General features: G+C 59.9%; 13 protein-coding genes. 6 read left to right on the forward strand and 7 right to left on the reverse strand.

From position 1 onward, the window contains the following. The 7 genes from algG to yaaA all read right to left on the reverse strand — a co-directional run bounded on the left by algG (window position 1) and on the right by yaaA (window position 10371). A complete protein-coding gene (algG, locus tag ACLBW8_RS24650) occupies window positions 1-1590 on the reverse strand; it encodes a mannuronan 5-epimerase AlgG (RefSeq protein ID WP_064450794.1) in 1590 nt (529 codons plus the stop codon). Continuing rightward, window positions 1590-3077 carry an alginate export family protein gene (locus tag ACLBW8_RS24655; protein ID WP_447806513.1) on the reverse strand — a complete coding sequence of 496 codons (1488 nt, stop codon included), beginning with the start codon at window positions 3075-3077 and terminating at the stop codon, window positions 1590-1592. The genes algG and ACLBW8_RS24655 overlap by 1 nt, the downstream gene beginning before the upstream one ends. Further along, entirely contained in the window at window positions 3074-4597 is a 1524-nt protein-coding gene (gene algK, locus ACLBW8_RS24660; protein WP_262667066.1) for an alginate biosynthesis TPR repeat lipoprotein AlgK, read from the reverse strand. Before algK ends, ACLBW8_RS24655 begins: the two co-directional genes overlap by 4 nt. A gap of 8 nt (window positions 4598-4605) precedes the next feature. Further along, the gene (locus ACLBW8_RS24665; RefSeq protein WP_447806514.1) at window positions 4606-5772 is read right to left on the reverse strand and encodes a PilZ domain-containing protein; all 1167 of its coding nucleotides are present in this window, start codon (window positions 5770-5772) and stop codon (window positions 4606-4608) included. Between the two features lie 36 nt (window positions 5773-5808). Continuing rightward, on the reverse strand, window positions 5809-7290 hold the full coding sequence (gene alg8, locus ACLBW8_RS24670; RefSeq protein WP_447806515.1) for a mannuronan synthase: 1482 nt from the start codon (window positions 7288-7290) through the stop codon (window positions 5809-5811). A gap of 83 nt (window positions 7291-7373) precedes the next feature. After that, window positions 7374-8690: a nucleotide sugar dehydrogenase gene (locus tag ACLBW8_RS24675; RefSeq protein ID WP_064454857.1), complete on the reverse strand. Its 1317-nt coding sequence runs from the start codon at window positions 8688-8690 to the stop codon at window positions 7374-7376. Between the two features lie 901 nt (window positions 8691-9591). After that, entirely contained in the window at window positions 9592-10371 is a 780-nt protein-coding gene (gene yaaA, locus ACLBW8_RS24680; protein ID WP_447806516.1) for a peroxide stress protein YaaA, read from the reverse strand. A gap of 814 nt (window positions 10372-11185) precedes the next feature. Here yaaA and ACLBW8_RS24685 point away from each other — a divergent pair. The 6 genes from ACLBW8_RS24685 (at window position 11186) to moaE (ending at window position 19391) form a co-directional block, all read left to right on the forward strand. Then, complete coding sequence (locus ACLBW8_RS24685) at window positions 11186-12310, forward strand: polysaccharide deacetylase family protein (protein WP_447806517.1); 1125 nt, start codon at window positions 11186-11188, stop codon at window positions 12308-12310. A gap of 348 nt (window positions 12311-12658) precedes the next feature. Then, window positions 12659-14053 (forward strand): PhoH family protein, encoded by a 1395-nt coding sequence (locus ACLBW8_RS24690; protein ID WP_053254513.1) that lies wholly within the window; start codon window positions 12659-12661, stop codon window positions 14051-14053. A gap of 315 nt (window positions 14054-14368) precedes the next feature. Beyond that, entirely contained in the window at window positions 14369-18100 is a 3732-nt protein-coding gene (locus ACLBW8_RS24695) for an autotransporter domain-containing protein (protein WP_447806518.1), read from the forward strand. Between the two features lie 126 nt (window positions 18101-18226). Next, window positions 18227-18700, forward strand: coding sequence for a cyclic pyranopterin monophosphate synthase MoaC (gene moaC, locus ACLBW8_RS24700; RefSeq protein ID WP_064450802.1), 474 nt, complete (start codon window positions 18227-18229; stop codon window positions 18698-18700). Then, complete coding sequence (moaD, locus tag ACLBW8_RS24705; RefSeq protein ID WP_064450803.1) at window positions 18697-18939, forward strand: molybdopterin converting factor subunit 1; 243 nt, start codon at window positions 18697-18699, stop codon at window positions 18937-18939. The genes moaC and moaD overlap by 4 nt, the downstream gene beginning before the upstream one ends. 2 nt (window positions 18940-18941) lie before the next feature. After that, window positions 18942-19391, forward strand: a complete 450-nt coding sequence (gene moaE, locus ACLBW8_RS24710) for a molybdopterin synthase catalytic subunit MoaE (protein ID WP_447806519.1) — start codon at window positions 18942-18944, stop codon at window positions 19389-19391. Window positions 19392-19518 lie beyond the last annotated feature (127 nt).

Here is a 19518-nt window from a genome sequence, read left to right on the forward strand (position 1 = left end):
TCAGTCCTGCATTTGGGTCTGGCGTTCGACAGGATCGATCAGCACGGCTTTCTGCTGGCGCACCAGCAGGTCGAGAATTTCTTCCTGACGGTCACCCAGCACGCCGTTGAAGCTGATGCCGCTGGATTTGGTCGGCGCCAGCATCGCTACGCGGTACAGCTCGACGCTCAACGGCGAGTCGATGGACAGCGGCCCGCTGCCGTTACCCGCGAGTTCACCGCCGACCACGATCAGCGAGACCTTGGTGTCGAACGGGTCGAGGGCGATGTCGCGGTCGGTGTCGGTCAAATCCTTGATGTGGCCGTACACGCCGGTCAGGCCGTTGGCCATGGCGCTGTTCTCGTACAGGCGAATGTTCACGCTGTTACGGATGCGGATACCGTGGCGACGATTGGCAATCACCTTGTTGCCCCACAGCAGGTTGTCGCCGCTCTCATAGAGGGTGATGCCGTCGGTGTGGTTGCGGTAGATCTCGTTGTCGGCGATCAGGTTGTTCACGCTGTTACGGTCGATCACCAGGCCTGAAAGCTTGTTGTCATAGCTGCGGTTATTGAAGATGAAGCTGTCGTTCACTTCCCGCGAAATGATGATGCCGTGCTTCTTCTTGGTGCCGTAGACGGTGTTGTCCGCGATGATCAGGCCGTGGGAACGGTCGTGCGGGTCAATGCCGTAGACGATGTTGTCTTTGTAGGTGTTGCCCTTGATCACGAAGCCGGTGGTCTCGTAGCAGTAGAAGCCGTACCACATGTCCGAGAATTCGGAATCGATGATCCAGCCGGTCGGCTCGGAGCGCTTGAGCACCTTGGCCATGTTCGGCGTGTACTGGGAAATACTCACCCCGTACGACTTACTGTTGGCGTAACCGAAACTGGCCATCTTGCTGTTGGCGATGTAGGTCTCGGTGCCGCCCCAGGCCAGCAGGAACGGGCGGAATTCCTTGGGCGACTGGAAGGCCGCCGGGCCGTTGGCCTTTTCGTTCCAGCCGGTAATCCGGGTGTCGCGCACAAACAGCTGGCCGTCGTTGATCAGGAACGAACCGGCCTGCTGGGACAGGCGCAGTTCCTGAGTCTTCTTGTCGATTTCGAGGATGCCCTTGCGCCCGACCACGATCGGCAGCTTGGCCAGGAACACACCCGGCGACGTTTCGCTGAGGTACTGCTTGGGCACTTTGCCGAGCAGGTCCTTGAGGTTCATGTAGCCGTCGTCGACAAAGATCGCCTGGGGAATACCGTGTTGGCGCACCACCCATTCGGCCATCTTGTTGTCGCCGCCGATAAAGTCCTTGAGGGCGTCTTCTTGCATCATGCGGCGGATGCTGACTTTGCCGGGTTTGCTGCGCACGATCTTCTTTTCCATCGCCGCAGCGGTGTAGCCCGACAGGTCCGGCAGGGCCGGTTTGGCCATTTCCAGCGGCGCGGTTGGCGGGCTGGAGATGGTGTAGGTTTTGGCCTGTTGCAGTTCTTTGGCGATGGTCGGCGCTTTCACCGCCGCACCGTCGGCAAAGGCCGAAGTGCTGGCCAGCAGCATGGCTGCGACCAGCAGGCTGACCGAGCCTTTGAGGGCTTGAGGGTTCATCGCGCAGGCTCCCATCAGAATTTCCAGATCACGTCGACAAAGGCGCGGTGCATGTACGAGTCGACGCCGCTGCCATAGGCGTCGCCCGGCTTGAACACGCCCGCCCGCAAGCGCACCAGGGCCGACGGTTCGTTGATCGACTGGCTCAGCGCGGCCGGCAGCAAGCCTTTCTTGAAGTATTTGGTGACCACGACGTCCATCTCCTGGCCCAGGTCCTTCTTGCCGTCTTCAAGCGGCAACGAGGTGCTGGAGAGGATTGCGCCGGTCACGTCATCGGTGTTGTTCTGCACGGCATCGATGCCGTTGCTGCCCACCGGCTTGTTACCGTCGACGCGCCAGAACTTGTGGTAGACCAGGCTGGCGTCATAGTCCTCGCGCAGCTGCCAGGAACCGAACAGGCTCATGGACTGCATGTTGTTCATCTCGCCGCGAAACGCCTCGCCGAAGCGGTGCACGCGCGATTGGGTGCCGGTCCAGTTCGAACGGTTGCTTTGCAGACCGTTCTGCTCGTAATTGGCACTGGCGCGCGAGTAAGCCGCGCCGACTTGCCACTGCGGGTCGAGGCGCAGACGGATACCCAGGTCGGTGGCCCAGCCGCTCACGTCCTCGCTGCGCTTGGCTTCTGTCGGGCGGGAGCCGTCGGCGTTCAAGGCGTTGACCGTGTCGCGGTTGCCTTTCATGCCGGTGACGCTGGCCCAGTAGTTGACGGTGTTGGTGTTGCGCCAGTTATAGGCGTCGCTGTTGGCTTCGATACCGAGCCAGGTCATGTCGCCGTTTTCGCGCTTGTCCAACGGGTCGCTGGCCACACCCGGTTCGGCATAGTCGAGCTTGCCGTCGTCATGGGTGTGGTGGCCACGCAGGCCGATCCACTGCCCTGGCGTCCACTGGTAGGCGGCGTCGGCGTAGAAGTGCTTGCGGTCCTTGTCTTTAGGCGACAGTTCTTTCAGGTCGGTGCGGTATTCGCTGAAGCGTTCGGCGGCGCCGACATTGGCCTTGAGCAAGGTGGTGTCGAAGGTCCAGTTCAGCGCTTCGATATTGGTATCGCGCCATTGGCCGTCGTCATTGTTCAGGCGCTGGCGACCGAACTTGAGGAGCTCGCCAGGGTAGGGCGTGAAGCCGCTGTAGCCGACCCAGAACTCGCGCATGGCCAGGTAGTTTTTCTTGGTCTTGCGGTCGTTGTTGCTCGATTGTGAGGCGCTGTCATCGGAGGACTGTTGCAGGGTGTCGGTCTCGATGATGTCGCTCGACGTCACGGCCTGACCCATGGCATAGGCGCTCCACGCGCCGCTTTCGCCATAGACCCATGGGCGCAGGTCGAGGCCGATGCCGTTGACGTCGCCGCCGGGCTTGGTGCCCAGGTCGCGGTCGTCTTCGGACTGGCCGGTGATTTTCACTTCCAGGCCGAAGTTCTTGGCTTCGGTCAGCGCGGCCAGGGTCGGGCATGACCACAGCAGGGCGCAGGTCAGGCCGATGCCGGCCTTGACGAATGGGTTGAGCTTCATAGGGATTCCTCGCCGTCTTCTTCTTGCAGGGCGTGCAGTTGCAGCGTGCTCTGGGCCAGGGTGCCGCGCGTGGCCAGCTCCTGTTGCACCAGGCGTTGGCCTTCGGCGCGTTGCTCTGGCGTCAGTGGGGCTTCGAGCTGCGTGGCCAAGTCGTTGGCCTCTGGCGTGTCCTGGGCTTTAGCCAACTGGCTGAAGACATAGGCGTTCAATGGGTTGGGCTGGGTGCCCTTGCCTTGGGAAAACAATTGGGCGATGGCGAAGTCGGCGCTGTTCTGGCCATTGCGCGCAGCGGTCAGCAAGTGGTCGAGGGCTTTTTGCGAGTAAACCTTGCCCAGGTAGCCACGGCGGTAGATCTGGCCGAGGTAGTAATCGGCGGCGACTTCCTTGCCGACGGCTTTTTCGAAGTGCGCTTCGGCGGCCTTGGCGTCCGCCGGCACCCACTTGCCTTCGTAGTAGAGCTTGCCCAGCAACAGTTCGGCGCGCGGCTGGTCGGCGGCGCGGCCGTTGTCCAGGTACTTCATCATCTGGTCGACATCGCCCAGTTCGGGGAAGTCGTAGAGCAGTTGCGCCAGGCTGACCCAGGAGGCGGGGTAGCCGGGGGCGATTTTTTCCAACAGGGCCTGGGCGGTTTTTTCGTCAGGCTTGCCGAGGGTCGCGTCGCCCAATACACGCGCAACGCTGTCGACGCGCTGGGCAGTGACGGTGCCACGGCTGTAAGCGGCTTCCATCTGCTTGAGGAGTTCGGCCTGTTTTTCCGGTTCGGCTTTTTTCTGGTAGACCGTGGCCAACTCGACGTAGCAGATGTCGGTGGTGTTCAGCGCGGCCTTGCAGATGCGCTCCACATCATCCAGATGCTGGTCGTAGGTGTCCTGGGTGCGATACAGCAGCACCTGGGCCAAACCTGCTTCCGGGTAACCCGCCGCCTGCCACTTGCTGATCTGTTGCTGGGCATTCACGTTGGGAAAGCTGTGCGGGTATTGCAGGTAGAGCATCGCCAGCGGGATCAGGGTGTTGCCTTCACCATTGGCAAAGGCTTTTTTCAGCAGCCCTTCGGCTTCGTGCTGCTCGGCCTCGGTGGCGCCCGGCTTGGCCACCAGCAGCCGACCCAGGCGGGCCTGGGCTCGCGGCGAGGTATCGGCGGCGGCGCGGTAGGTGGCCTCGGCCTGGCGGATTTGCTCGGGGTCGCGGGTGGTCACCTGGATATCCGCCAGGCCGACTTGGGCCTCGCTGTAACCCAGGTCCGCCAACTGCTGGTAATTCTGTTGGGCGGTGACCGTGTCGCCACGTTTGAGGGCTTCGTTGGCCAGGCGCTGGTCGGGCAGGCCGGCGCAACCGGCGAGGCTGACCGCCAGTGCCAATGTGCAGAATGCAGAGGCGAAGTGCGACCCGCTCTGTGTGGGAGCTGGCTTGCCTGCGATGCGGGCAACTCGATCTTTCAGGTGCACCGAGTCGATCCCATCGCGGGCAAGCCCGGCTCCCACAGTGCTCTGTGTTGTGCTTGAAATAGGGTTCACAGGCATGTCCTCGCTTACAGACCGTGAGCCATGGCTTTATCGATCAGCCAGTTCAGCGAAGGGCCACGGTCGCTGGTCACTTCAACCGGGCGGCCGGCGTAGGTGCTGTCCAGCGGCGCATCCGGCTTGATCTGTACGCGGATGTCCGAGGACAGGTCGTCGCTGTTCAGGCTGGCGCTGCTGACGATGGTGCCGGTGCGGACCTGTTCTTCGTCGGCCACCTGGAAGCTCACGGCGGTACCTGGGCGCACGTCGGCGAACTGGCGATAGGTGAAGCGCGCTTCTACATTGGCCAGGCTGCCGCGTGGCACCAGTCGGAAGATCACGTCGCCCTTGCTGGCGTACTGACCGTCGGCGACCAGTTGCTGGGCGACGACGCAATCACACGGGGAGGTCAGGGTGCCGGTCATTTGCTTGCCGAACAGTTCTTCGACCTTGGCCGGTTGCAACTGCTCTTCGTCCAGATGGCCCTTGAGCACATCGAGCATGCTGGTGCTGAACGTCGCCAATGGCGCGCCTTTGGCCGCTACCGAGTCACCTTTGAGCAGGCTTTGTACGGTACCGTCGCGCGGCATGGTTACGTTCATGCCGGGCACGCTGACGAGGCCGGCCTGGGCGTGGCTGACGAAGTACATGCCGTAGACCGACTTGAAGACAAAACCGAACGCGGCGAGGCCGACAATGAAGATCCCGGCGCTGAACACCACGGCGCGCAGGCGACCGAACGCGGTCATGCCGCTGCCGCCATCCTTGACCTTGCGCGCCTTGGTGAAGTTGTCCCGTTGCAGGGTCGCCAACACGTCGCCCATGGTCACGATGTCGCCCGACAAGTGCGAGGTGATCAAGTGGCGCAGCGTGGAAATATCCTGGGCATCGAGGTTCTGGAACTGGCAACCGGTGCGGCCGCTCTGGCGATCGTAGGAGCGAATCTGCAGCTCTACATCCATGGCCAGGCCGAGGTTGTCGATGACGAATTGCAGGCGGCCCTTGTGCACTTCACCCACGGTCAGCGGCTGCGTGGCGGTGAACGCCAGGCCGCCGGCGGACAGGTCGATTACCCGTGCTTCGGTCTGGGTACGGTCGGTGTTGAAGAAGCGCAGCTTGGCCGGGATTTTGACCCGGGCATGTTGGCGCTGGGCTTCGGATTCGTGGACAACGTTGGCGTTTACTTGGCTGTTCATCAGGGCAATTTCCTAGAGTTAATTCAGGCTTGGCTGTCAGACCATCATCAGCAACACGGCGACGAATATGCTGCCGGCGGAGAAGGTCATGGTCCGAGACGACCAGGTGTTGAACCAACGTTGAAAGCTGGCCAAATCGCGGGTCAGTTTGGTGTCCTGGCGGGTCCAGGACTGTTGATCAAGGCGGAAGAACACGTAGATCTTCACCAGCGCGCCCATGATCTGGTTGTAATAGAGAATCACCGGGTACGCCGGGCCGATGGTGTGGCCGGAGCACGACAGCAGCAGGGTCAGGATCAAGCGGGTGATGCCGATCCACAGCAGGTACGCGAGGATGAACGCGCCGCCGTACTTGAAGGTGGCGATGACGGCCACGGTCAGGCCGAGCAGGGACGTCCACATCGACACGCGCTGGTCGAACAGCACCACGCTGGTGAACAGGCCCAGGCGCCGTACGCCCAGGCCGAGCGCGCGGGAGTTCTGGCGCAGGTTGTTGCCGTACCAGCGGAACATCAGCTTGCGGCTGGCCTTGATGAAGCTCTTTTCCGGCGGGTGTTCCACGGTGTTGATCGCGGCGTCCGGCACGTAGAAGGTGTCGTAACCGAGGCGCATCAGGCTGAACCAGCTGGACTTGTCATCCCCGGTCAAAAACTTGAAGCGGCCCAGGCGCCAGTGTTGCAGCGAGTCGCTTTCCACGTCGGCGATAAAGCCCGGGTCGGTGACCACGCTGGCACGGAACACCGACATGCGCCCGGTCATGGTCAGCACGCGCTTGGACAGGGCCATGGAACACATGTTGATGTGGCGCTGGGCGAAGCGCAGTTTGTGCCATTCGCTCATGATGTAGCCGCCGCGCACTTCGCAGAACTCGTTGGTGGTCAGGCCGCCGACATTGCCGAACAGCTGGAACCACGGCACGGTCTTGCGCACTACGCCTTCGGCGAGCACGGTGTCGCCATCGATCACTGCGACCACTGCACGGTCATCCGGCAGGTGGCGGGAGATGGCGCGGAAGCCGTAGGCCAGGCCGTCACGTTTGCCGGTGCCGGCGATGCGGACGAAGTCGAGCTTCACGTGGTCCGGCGGGTTCATGCGCTCCCACAGGCTTTTCACCAGCAGCTCATCGGACATTTCCACCAGCGAGCAGACCACGGTGGTGGGGAAGCCGCATTCGATGGCCTCGCGAATCACCGAGCTGTAGACCTGGGCGGTGGTCAGTGCATCGATACGGAAGCTGGTGACCATCAGGAACACATGGGACGGGTCTGCCGCCTTGCCCAGCTTGCGCACCTTACGCCGCAGGTGTGGGTAGACCACATACAGGAACAGCATGCCGCGAAAGAAATGCGTAGCACCCATCGAGTAGCGCCAGATACCGACGGCGCCAATCAGGAAAATAAAATTCTTCGACTCGGAGTCGAACGTACTCGCCGGCAACAGCAGTGCGAGTCCCATCAGCAGGCTGAGAAAGAACAGCCAGCCGGCCGATTGCAGTAATACATGTTTTAACTTGGACATAAGCGTCATCCGGAAGGGAAGGAGGCTTCAGGCTGCAAGCGCTGGGGATAAAGACACGTGCAGCCCGAAACTTGCCGTCGCTGTTACCAGCAAATACCTTCGGTACGGCCACTTACGCTGGTGGCCTTGGACATGAAGCCCACCAGGTCGACCACTTGCTTGCCGTGCGGTGCGTTATGCGCCAGGGCACGGAATTTCTCGTCACGGTTGCCGAGGATGATCACGTCGGAGTTGTTGATCACCTCATCGAAGTCCGAGTTGAGCAGGGACGACACGTGCGGGATCTTGCCTTCGATGTAGTCCTTGTTCGCACCGTGCACACGGGCGTATTCGACGTTGCTGTCGTAGATGCTCAGGTCGAAGCCCTTGCCGATCAGCATTTCCGCGAGCTCTACCAGTGGGCTTTCGCGCAGGTCGTCAGTGCCGGCCTTGAAGCTCAGGCCCAGCAGGGCGACTTTGCGTTTGTCATGGCCGGCGACGATGTCGAAGGCGTTCTGTACCTGGGACTCGTTGCTGCGCATCAGCGAGTTCAGCAGCGGCGCTTCCACGTCCAGGGCACCGGCGCGGTAGGTCAGGGCACGCACGTCTTTTGGCAGGCACGAGCCGCCGAACGCGAAGCCTGGGCGCATGTAGTACTGGGACAGGTTGAGGGTCTTGTCCTGGCACACCACTTCCATCACTTCACGGCCATCGACGCCAACGGCCTTGGCGATGTTGCCGATCTCGTTGGCGAAGGTGACTTTGGTGGCGTGCCACACGTTGCAGGTGTACTTGATCATTTCGGCGACGGCGATGTCCTTGCGGATGATCGGCGCGTCGAGTTCTTCGTACAGCGACTGCAGGACATCGCCGGAGGCTTTGTCGAACTCGCCGATGACCGTCATCGGCGGCAGGTCGTAGTCGGCGATGGCAGTGGATTCGCGCAGGAATTCCGGGTTGACCGCGACACCGAAGTCGACGCCGGCTTTTTTGCCGGAGCAGTCTTCGAGGATCGGGATGACAACGTTGGCCACAGTGCCCGGCAATACGGTACTGCGCACCACGATGGTGTGGCGGGTGGTCTTGTCACGCAGGACAAAACCGATCTCGCGGCATACCGATTCGATGTAGTTGAGTTCCAGATCGCCGTTTTTCTTGCTCGGCGTGCCGACGCAAATCATCGAGAGGTCGGTATCGCGGATGGCGTCGGCGAAGTTGGTCGTGCCGCGCAGTCGACCGTTTGCAATGCCTTGGCTCAACAGTTCGCCCAAACCCGGTTCAACGATGGGCGATTTGCCGGCATTGATCAGGTCGATCTTATCCTTGGAGATGTCTACACCGACCACTTCATGGCCACGGGCAGACAGGCAACCGGCACAGACTGCGCCGACGTAACCTAGACCAAATATGCTGATGCGCATCGCATTTACCTCTTTGTCATTGAAGACGATATTAATCATGCCAATTAGATGGCCGGAGTTCATGTTTGCAAGCGTCACTGATGCCACGAAAGTTGGGCGAATAGACGCCGACTTGCCGTGTATAGGCATGTTAAATAACGAGTGACTCATCATTGCACTCAAGTTGTGCGAAACGTGGCCTTGTTATTGGAGCCTGCCCTGAAATGCAGCCAGCCTTCTTCGGAGAAGGGCCTGGCGCCAGTGCCGCAGAGCCTTGATAGAGGCTTTAAGCCTTTAATTATCAATGCCTTGGGTTGTCTCACTGACCCATTAGGGGAGGTTGAGCCTTGGCCTTATAGTTCGTGGCAATTCTTCCTTGTCGCCGCTATTAACTAATCGGTTGGTAATATGACCCCTGAGTCAAAGTTAAATATGACAACTTTGCTACTTCCGTTGGTCGCCATGTAAGTCATCTCTTACAGCAACAGAGAATTTCGTTACCGGTGGTATGAGCGGTGCATCAGGATGAAGTTCCTGGCCGCTCATCCTGTTTCCAGAAATTTCTTGAAATATTAGAAAAGATGGCACTGGCATTACAGTGATAGCACTTGCTACTTGGGCGAGTCGTAATAGGGAGTTGGTGAGGCAGGATAGTTTTGTGCCACTACCGTTTGAAAAAAACGGTGCCACTACGAAAAAAAATTTGAAATGTCGAGTGAAAGATTTGTTAGGGATGTGTCTTTGTGTTTTTTGACGTCAAATAAATGACGATTCTGGGCTTGGAATGCAAACAAAAATGTGGGAGCTGGCTTGCCTGCGATGGCGCAATTTCAGTCAGCGAACAGTCGACTGATACTCCGCTATCGCAGGCAAGCCAGCTCCCACATTAGAGTGTTAGCGTTTGTGAGGGCTGAGCAAGGCCTTATTCCGGTGCATGATCGCGCAAAAACACCAAATTGTCCGGCTTGGACTGCTCTGCGTTGAAGCGATAACCCTGCACATCAAACTGCTTGAGCTTGGCCGGGTCGTTGATGCGCTCTTCGATCACAAAGCGGCTCATCATGCCCCGCGCTTTCTTGGCGTAGAAGCTGATGATCTTGTACTGACCGTTCTTCAGGTCCTTGAATTCGGTGTTGATGATCCGCGCGTTCAGGGCTGTGCGCTTGACGGCCGAGAAGTATTCGTTGGAGGCCAGGTTGAGCAGCAAATCATCGCCTTGTTCGGCCAGTGCTTCATTCAACCACTCGCTGATGCGCGTGCCCCAGAACGCGTAGAGGTCCTTGCCACGGGCGTTGGCCAGTTTGGTGCCCATCTCCAGGCGGTACGGCATCATCAGGTCCAGCGGGCGCAGCAGGCCATACAGGCCCGAGAGCATGCGCAGGTGGTCCTGGGCGTAGCTGAAGTCGGCGTCGCTGAAGGTTTCGGCGTTGAGGCCGGTGTAGACGTCGCCCTTGAATGCCAGCAGGGCCTGCTTGGCATTGGCCGGGGTGAAAGCGGGCGTCCAGCTGCCGAAGCGGGCGGCGTTGAGGCCACCGATTTTATCGGAGACGTGCATCAACTCGCTGATTTGCGCCGGGCTGAGTTCGCGCAGTTGTTCGATCAGCTCCTGGGAGTGGTCGAGGTACTGCGGCTGGGTGAAGCGCGGGGTGGCCGGCTTTGACTCGAAATCGAGGGTTTTGGCGGGGGAAATCACCATCAGCATGAAATCGTCTCCTTTATTCGTGGCGTGTCGCGTGGGCGGGATTCTAGGGGGTTGGGGGGTTAGACTCCACCTATGATGGTGATAGGGCGCTGCTTTGTCGTTGGTGTACACGGGTTACCCACGGATTCAAGCCTGCGTTCAGCCATCGTGGTTAACGGGGCCTGTCAGATCAAGATCAAAAGCAGAGCACGGCGGCCTGGTAGCCGATCTGAGTGGTAGAGGCGAAAGCAGGGCGAAAGCAGATCAAAAACAGGGCTGCTTTTCTGTGGGAGCTGGCTTGTCGGACCGCCGAACCGCTGCGATGCAGACACCTCGGTACATCAGGCATACCCAATTGATGCCATCGCAGCGGTTCGGCGGTCCGACAAGCCAGCTCCCACATTGACCGAGTACAGCCTGAAGAGCCGCACACCCTCTGCCTGATGTAGCGAGTTCCAAATGTGGGAGCGGCGGTGCGACGATTCGACTTGCTCGCGAATACGCTGGGTCAGTCACCAGATGCATCAACTGACACGCTGCTATCGGGAGCGAGCCCCTTCCCACATTTAACCGAGTTCAGCTTCCAGGATCAGGTCGGCTGTCAGGCATCCTCGGCGTTGCTTTTGATCTACACCACTCAGGTCGGCAACCAGGGCGCCGTGCACTGCTTTTGATCTTAGGCGGCTCGATCCGTACAGGCTCTATCAAACGTGACCCGCTGTAAGCCCGGAACCCTGAGTGGCCGTTACCCAAACAACGGATATACACACCAACCCAGTAGCTCCCCCAGGTGATCGGCTATAGTGCCCGACAACTCTGGAAAGGGAGACCCTGTGTGCGAATTGCGTTTTTACTGTCGGCTTGTTTGCTGTGCTTGGGCGCCCAGGCGGCGCCGGTGGATGTGGCAAGCCTGGACCGTGGTGTCTGGCCGGAGAAGCTAAGCAGCCCCGCGCTGTTCGACGTCGCCTCACGCGCCGAAATCCTGATGTTCGCCCATAGTTTGATCGCCAGCGAAGCCCAGGACGAAGTCGTGCTCAAACAGCGCCTGGGCCTGAAGATCATCAACCTGGCCGCCATTGACGACCTGCGCCGGCAACTCTGGCAGCGCCTGCTGGAGAACTACACCTTTGCCGAGCAAAGCTGCGAAGAAGATGCCTCGTTCTGCTACCTGGTGGAAAGCATGGACGACCTGCGCGAACAGGCCGGCAAGTTCCAGGTCAGTGACAACTCTTTCTATATAGGCTGGGCCAACCCCAGCCACAATTTCCACGAGCGCTACCTCGACGAACTGCTGCGCAAAGCCGCGTTGTTCCCGCAGATCAGCAGTGAAGTCGCGCGTTTTGGCGACCACGAACGCAATGGCGACGAATTCAACGACCGCATGTTCCTGCTGACCTTCGACGGCGGCCCGGCACCCGTCAGCGGCAATACTGACTGGCTCACTGACTACCTGCGCAAGCAGAAGCTCAACGCCACCTTCTTCGTCCTCGGCAGCAGTTTGCAAACCCGCGTGGAGCGCAGTTCGGCCGCTGACGTACAAGCGCTGTACCAGGGGCAGTGCGTGGGCACCCAGGGCTGGCAGTATCGCTCCCACAGTCATTGGGTCGAGTGGCAAGGCTCGATCACGCGCAGTGCATCGCTGGCACAGAACCTGATGCCGGAAAACTACGTGCCGCTGTTTCGCCCGCCGTACGGCCAGCGTCGCGCCGACAGCCAGGGCTTCTTCCAGTCCCAGGGTTTGCAGGTGGCACTGTGGGATATCGATTCCCAGGACGAGCCGGGCAAACTCAAGGCCGATGAGGCGGCGCAACGGGTATTGACGTTGATGTTGCTGTGGCGCAAAGGGGTAATTGTGTTTCACGACACTCAGGACAAGGCGCGGGTCGCATTACCGATGTTGCTACAGGCCACGGCGCAAAGCGGATTGGGTTGGCAGGACTGCCGGGAGGCGTTTCGCTGAAAAAGATGAAGTGCCCGGCCCTGTTGGGGATAAGGCTTTTTCGGGGTAATTTTGTGCGACATTTCGATGCAGGCGGACTTCCGACTTTAACGGGGTCCATGGCACTCGGCTAGTGCTATTCGTCATCCTGAAAAATAAACTTCAGAAAAGTGTCAAAGTGCTTTTTCCTGTCATCGTTTTTGCGGTATTACGAAGTCAGATCGCCGAAACCTGCAACACAGGTGGCGTCTTCCAAGACTCCTCATGTGGGCACTGCACTTGACGTCACTGCGGTGCAGTCGGTGGTCGAATCGAGGCGCAGCACTGTTGTGGTATTGCGTCGACTGGCTCCCACAAAGGTGACCGAGTATGGATGATCATGGACGTAACCCTTCTTCCGACCAGCCAATCCTTTATGTGCTTGATACCAACGTACTGATTCACGATCCAAACGCACTGCTTAACTTCGAAGAACACCACGTCGCTATCCCGATGATCGTGCTTGAGGAGCTCGACAAACTCAAAAGCGGGCACCACAGCGTTGCCGCCGAGTGCCGCCAGGCCATTCGCCTGATCGACAAGACCCTGGGTGAAGCCTCACCCGAGGACGTTGAAGTCGGCGTGCCTATCCAGCGCGGAAAAAGCGGGCCCAAGGGCTTGCTGTCGATTCTGATGAACAAGCGCAGCGAGCCCAACAGCCTGCTGCCGGAGAATCTGAACGACAACAAAATCATCAACCAATTGATCGACCTGCACGCGCGTGACAAGGACTTGCGCCTGGTGCTGGTGACCAAAGACATCAATATGCGCCTCAAGGCACGAGCATGTGGGATCGCTGCCGAGGACTACAGTACCGACCAACTGGTCGACGACGTGTCGATGCTGTCCCGTGGTTATCACACGATGACCGGCTCGTTCTGGGACCGCGTCAGCAAAGTCGAAACCCGTCAGGACCATGGCCGCACCTGGCACCAGGTACAGCTGACCGACAACCTGCCGGCCGTGCATATCAATGAGTTCATCATCGACGAACAGGGTTTTGTGGGCTGGATCAAAGAGATCCAGGTCGACAAGCTGCTGATCCTCGACCTGCATCAGGAACCCCTGTTGCACCAGGAAGCCTGGGGCCTGAAACCGCGTGACATCTACCAGAGCCTGGCGCTGTATGCGCTGCTCGACCCGGATATCCACCTGGTCAACCTGACCGGGGCTGCAGGCTCGGGTAAAACCATCCTCGCCCTGGCGGCCGCCATCGAGCAGACCATGGTGACCAAGCGCTATCGCCGCATCATTGCCACCCGCAGCGTGCAGGGCCTGGACCAGGAAATCGGTTTCCTGCCCGGCACCGAGGCGGAAAAAATGGAGCCGTGGCTGGGGGCGATCACCGACAACCTCGAAGCCTTGCACATGGATGACGAAAACACCCATGGCAGCGTCGATTACATCCTCAGCAAAGTGCCGTTGCAGTTCAAATCCCTCAACTACATCCGAGGTCGCAGCTTCCAGCAAAGCCTGATTTTGATCGATGAATGCCAGAACCTGACGCCGCACCAGATGAAAACCATCATCACCCGTGCCGGCGCCGGTTCCAAAGTGGTGTGCCTGGGCAACCTGGCACAGATCGACACCCCTTACCTGTCCGCGACCAGCTCCGGGCTGACTTACCTGACGGAACGCTTCAAAGACTTCCCGAACGGCGTGCACATTGCGCTGCAAGGGGTGCCTCGCTCGATTCTGGCTGAATACGCCGAGTCCCATCTGTAAAACACGCCGATGTCGTAGTTGGTGGCTAAATGCCACGAACCACCCCGGATTTCTCACGAAATCCGGGGTTTTTGTTGTGGGCGACATTTGTCTTCGTTAATGCGTCCAGGGTGCTTGTAGTCTTTGTAATTATTTTGTTACATTTTTTGCCGCCGCAAAAACAAAAACAACGCTGTGTGACTCCCGTCGAAACACCACCTCATTGATTCGACGACGTTTTGAGAACCCCTTCGGGTTTTCCGCGTGACCCTGCCTATTACAAAAAGCCCGATACATCGCTCATTGACGACGCACATATCCAAAGGGAAAGGAATAATGGACGTAGCAGGTAATGGCTTCACTTTGTTTCATCGCAAGCGCAGCACCGGTTCCAAATCAATCCCCCTCACGCCCATCGCACTCGGGCTGGCCTTATGGCTGGGTCAGGGCTCAATGGCCTGGGCGGATGACAGCAACCCCTATACGGCTCAGGTGCTGGAGTCGGCCTTCAGGAAAGCCGTTGCATCGTTTGGCCCCAACACGGATGTCTACAAGAACCTGCGGTTTGCTTACGCAGACATTGTCGACCTCGCGGCCAAGGACTTTGCCGCCCAGTCGGGCAAGTTCGATTCGCCCCTCAAGCAATACTACGAACTGCAGCCTGAAAACCTGACCATCGGCGCCATGCTCGGCGATACCAAGCGTCCGCTGGACTATGCCTCGCGCCTGGATTACTACCGTAGCCGACTGTTCAGCAACAGTGGCCGCTATACCACCAATATTCTGGATTTTTCCAAGGCCATCCTCGCGAACCTGCCGGCTGCCAAGCCCTATACCTATGTTGAACCGGGCGTCAGCAGCAACCTGAATGGGCAACTGAATGCAGGCCAATCCTGGGCGGGCGCCACGCGTGACTGGAGCGCCAACGCCCAAACCTGGAAGACCCCGGAAGCCCAGGTCAACTCCGGCCTGGACCGCACCAACGCGTATTACGCCTATGCCCTGGGCATGACCGGCAAGGGCGTGAATGTGGGTGTGCTCGACTCGGGCATCCTCACCAAACACTTCGAGTTCCAGGGCAAAAATGCCCAGGGCCAGGACCGGGTGCAAGCGGTGACGTCCACCGGCGAGTATTACGCCACCCACCCGCGCTACCTCCACGACACCCCGGACGGTGAGTTTCAAAAGGGCGAGCACTTCAGTATTTCCGGTGAGTACGACCCGATCATCAATGACGGTCACGGCACGGAAATGTCCGGCGTACTGGGTGCCAGTCGCAACGGCACCGGCATGCATGGCATTGCCTTTGATGCGAATATTTTTGTCGCCAATACCGGCGGCACCGACGACAACCGTTTCCAGGGCTCCAACGACCTCGACTACAACGCGTTCATGGCCAGCTACAACGCCCTGGCGGCGAAGAACGTGTCGATCGTCAACCAGAGCTGGGGGCAAAATTCGCGCAACGACGTGGAGAACCACTTCGGTAATGTCGGCGACAGTGCGGCCGACAACTTGCGCGACATGACCGCCGCCTATCGCCCGTTCTGGGACAAGGCCCACGCCGGGCAGAAAACCTGGCTGGATGCCATGGCGGACGCCGCACGGCAAAACACTTTTATCCAGATCATCTCGGCGGGCAACGACAGCCACGGTGCCAACCCGGACACCAACGCCAACCTGCCGTTTTTCAAGCCGGACATCGAAGCAAAATTCCTCTCGATCACCGGTTACGACGAAACCAGCGCCCAGGTGTATAACCGCTGCGGCACTTCGAAGTGGTGGTGTGTGATGGGGGTTTCGGGCATTCCGTCCACCGGGCCGGAAGGCGAAATCATCCCGAATGCCAACGGTACGTCCGCCGCCGCACCGAGTGTTTCCGGGGCGTTGGCCCTGGTGATTCAGCGCTTCCCTTACATGACCGCCAGCCAGGCGCGGGATGTGTTGCTGACCACCTCCAGCCTGCAAGCGCCGGATGGACCGGACACGCCTGTCGGTAACCTGACGGGTGGGCGCACCTACGACAACCTGCAACCGGTGCACGATGCCGCGCCAGGCACGCCGCAAGTACCGGGTGTGGTCAGTGGCTGGGGCTTGCCCAACCTGCAAAAAGCCATGCAGGGGCCGGGGCAGTTCCTCGGTTCGGTGGCGGTAGCATTGCCCACCGGTACGCGTGATATCTGGGCTAACCCGATTTCCGATGAGGCGATTCGCGCCCGTCGTGTAGAAGACGCCACCGAACAGGCAACGTGGGCGGCGACCAAACAGCAAAAAGGCTGGCTGAACGGGCTGCCTGCCATTGCCTCGGCGGATGACCAGTTTGAATACGAAATCGGCCACGCCCGGGAACAGGCGACGCTGGCACGCGGTAAGGATTTGCTCACTGGCACGACCTATGTCGGCAGCCTGGCCAAGTCCGGGGACGGCGAATTGGTGCTGGAAGGCCAGAACACCTATTCGGGCAGCACGTGGGTACGCGGCGGCAAGCTGTCGGTCGACGGCTCGTTGACCTCGACCGTGACGGTGGATGGCAGCGCCGTGGGTACGGTGAACGCGGATAACGGTGTGCCGACCACCCTGGGCGGCACACTGGCCGGTAACGGCAGCGTGGGAGCCTTGACCGTGAACAATGGCGGCCGCGTGGCGCCGGGTCATTCGATCGGCACGCTGCACACCGGTAACGTCACCTTCAACCCGGGTTCGGTGTATGCCGTGGAGGTCGGCCCGAACGGGCAGAGCGACCAGATCCAGAGCAGCGGCGTCGCCACGCTCAATGGCGGTGTTGTCACCGTGTCCCTGGAAAACAGCCCCAACCTGCTGTCCGCCACCGAAGCCCGTAGCCTGCTGGGCCAGCAGTTCAACATCCTCAGCGCCAGCCAGGGCATCAACGGCCAGTTTGCGGCGATTACGCCCAACTACCTGTTTATCGGCACTCAACTGAACTACCAGCCGAACCAACTGAGCCTGGCGGTGGAACGCAACCAGACGAGTTTTGCCAGCGTCGCGCAAACCCGCAACGAACGTGCCGTGGCAACCGTGGCCGATACATTGGGCAGCGGCAGCCCTGTGTATGAAAGCCTCCTGGCCTCGGACTCCGCCGCCCAGGCGCAGGCCGCGTTCAAGCAGCTGTCGGGGCAACTGCACTCGGATGTGGCGGCGGCGCAAATGGCCGACAGCCGTTACCTTCGCGAAGCGGTCAACGGTCGTCTGCAACAGGCCCAGGCGCTGGATTCCAGTGCGCAAATCCAGACCAGCGATAACGGTGGCTGGGTGCAACTGCTGGGGGGTCGCAATAACGTCAGCGGCGACAACAACGCCAGCGGCTACTCCTCGTCCACCAGCGGTGTGCTGCTGGGGCTGGACACGGACGTCGGCGACGGCTGGCGTGTAGGCGCGGCGACCGGCTACACCCAGAGTCATCTCAATGGCGAGTCGGCTTCGGCGGACAGTGACAACTATCACCTGTCGATCTACGGCGGTAAGCGCTTCGACGCCATCGCCCTGCGCTTGGGTGGCGCCACCACCTGGCATCGCCTGGACACCTCGCGGCGTGTGGCTTACGCCAACCAGTCGGACTATGACAAAGCCGACTACAACGCTCGCACGGATCAAGTGTTTGCCGAGATCGGTTACACCCAGTGGAACCTGTTCGAACCCTTCGCCAACCTGACGTACCTGAATTACCAGAGCGATTCGTTCAAGGAGAAGGGCGGCGCCGCAGCCTTGCACGCCAGCAAGCAAAGCCAGGACGCCACGCTGTCGACCCTGGGCCTGCGCGCGCATACCCAATTGGCGGTCAGCTCGACGTCGGCAGTGACGTTGCGCGGGGAGCTGGGTTGGGAGCATCAGTTCGGTGATACCGATCGCGATGCCTCGCTGAAGTTTACCGGCAGTGACACCGCCTTTGCCGTCAACAGTGTGCCCGTGGCCCGTGATGGCGCGGTGATCAAGGCCAGTGCGGAAATGGCGTTGACCAAAGACACGCTGGTGTCCTTGAACTACAGCGGTTTGCTGTCCAACCGGGGTAACAACAACGGGATCAATGCCGGATTTACGTTCCGCTTCTAATCCCGCGTTGTTGGTTATGAGGGGCGCACTGAGCAATCAGTGCGCCCCTTTTTTGATGGGATAAACAGCCCTGCGCAAAATTGACTCACAGGTTTACAATTGCCGCTCCTGATCAGGAGTATCCCTGTGCTGACTCATCTCGATTCCCAAGGTCGCGCCCATATGGTCGACGTCACCGACAAAGCCGTGACGTTCCGCGAGGCCGTGGCCGAAGCGCGGGTGCGCATGCTGCCCGACACCCTGAAAATGATTGTCGACGGCGCCCACCCCAAGGGCGACGTGTTTGCCGTGGCCCGTATTGCCGGGATCCAGGCCGCTAAAAAAACCAGTGATCTGATCCCGCTGTGCCACCCGCTGATGCTCACGGGCGTCAAGGTCGAGTTGAGCGCCGATGGCGTCGACGCCGTGCATATCCTCGCGCGTTGCAAACTCAGCGGCCAGACCGGCGTGGAGATGGAAGCGCTGACGGCCGCCAGTGTCGCAGCGCTGACGATCTACGACATGTGCAAGGCCGTGGACCGTGGCATGACCATCGAAAGTATTCGCCTGCTGGAAAAGCTCGGCGGTAAAAGCGGGCATTTCAAGGCGGACCAGGCATGAGCATCAACGTACTGTTTTTTGCGCGCTACGCCGAGGCGGTGGGTTTCGATTCACTGGAGATGGAGGGCGATTTCGCCACTGTCGATGCTGTGCGTCTTGCGCTGGCCGGTGACCCGGAGTTTGCCGTGCTCAACGAACCCAGCCTGATGTGCGCGCGTAACGAAGAGCTTTGTTCGTTGGACGAGCCACTGAACGATGGTGATGAAGTCGCGTTTTTCCCGCCGGTGACCGGAGGCTGACCATGGCCATTCGGGTGCAGGCTGAAGCGTTTGATCCGGGTTTCGAAGTCAACGCGATGCATGCGGCCAATGTCGGCGTGGGCGCGGTGGTGAGTTTTGTCGGCTATGTGCGCGATTTCAATGACGGCCGCGACGTGTCGGGCATGTTCCTTGAGCACTATCCCGGGATGACCGAAAAAGCCCTGGCCAAGATCACGGTGGAAGCCGAACAACGTTGGCCGTTGCTCAAGCTGGAAGTGCTGCACCGCATCGGCGCGCTGGAGCCGGGCGAGCCCATCGTTTTTGTTGCGGCAGCCAGTGCGCATCGCCAGGCCGCGTTTGATGCCTGTGCGTTTGTGATGGACTACCTGAAGACCCGCGCGCCGTTCTGGAAGAAAGAACACACGCCTGAAGGGCCACGCTGGGTGGAAGGGCGGGGCAGCGATCACGCGGCGGCGGATCGCTGGAAGTAAACAGCTGACTAACTGTGTGTGGAGATCCAAATGTGGGAGCGGGCTTGCTCGCGAAAGCGGTGTCTCAGTCAGTACATCTTTAACTGACAGACCGCATTCGCGAGCAAGCCCGCTTCCACATTTTTAA

This window comes from Pseudomonas sp. M5A4_2d, from assembly GCF_053345295.1.

Excerpts from the sequence above, each read along its gene's own strand:
- algG (WP_064450794.1), bottom strand. The coding sequence starts at position 1,590 with ATGGGAGCCTGCGCGATGAACCCTCAAGCCCTCAAAGGCTCGGTCAGC.
- ACLBW8_RS24655 (WP_447806513.1), bottom strand. The coding sequence starts at position 3,077 with ATGAAGCTCAACCCATTCGTCAAGGCCGGCATCGGCCTGACCTGCGCC.
- algK (WP_262667066.1), bottom strand. The coding sequence starts at position 4,597 with ATGCCTGTGAACCCTATTTCAAGCACAACACAGAGCACTGTGGGAGCC.
- ACLBW8_RS24665 (WP_447806514.1), bottom strand. The coding sequence starts at position 5,772 with ATGAACAGCCAAGTAAACGCCAACGTTGTCCACGAATCCGAAGCCCAG.
- alg8 (WP_447806515.1), bottom strand. The coding sequence starts at position 7,290 with ATGTCCAAGTTAAAACATGTATTACTGCAATCGGCCGGCTGGCTGTTC.
- ACLBW8_RS24675 (WP_064454857.1), bottom strand. The coding sequence starts at position 8,690 with ATGCGCATCAGCATATTTGGTCTAGGTTACGTCGGCGCAGTCTGTGCC.
- yaaA (WP_447806516.1), bottom strand. The coding sequence starts at position 10,371 with ATGCTGATGGTGATTTCCCCCGCCAAAACCCTCGATTTCGAGTCAAAG.
- ACLBW8_RS24690 (WP_053254513.1), top strand. The coding sequence starts at position 12,659 with ATGGATGATCATGGACGTAACCCTTCTTCCGACCAGCCAATCCTTTAT.
- ACLBW8_RS24695 (WP_447806518.1), top strand. The coding sequence starts at position 14,369 with ATGGACGTAGCAGGTAATGGCTTCACTTTGTTTCATCGCAAGCGCAGC.
- moaD (WP_064450803.1), top strand. The coding sequence starts at position 18,697 with ATGAGCATCAACGTACTGTTTTTTGCGCGCTACGCCGAGGCGGTGGGT.
- moaE (WP_447806519.1), top strand. The coding sequence starts at position 18,942 with ATGGCCATTCGGGTGCAGGCTGAAGCGTTTGATCCGGGTTTCGAAGTC.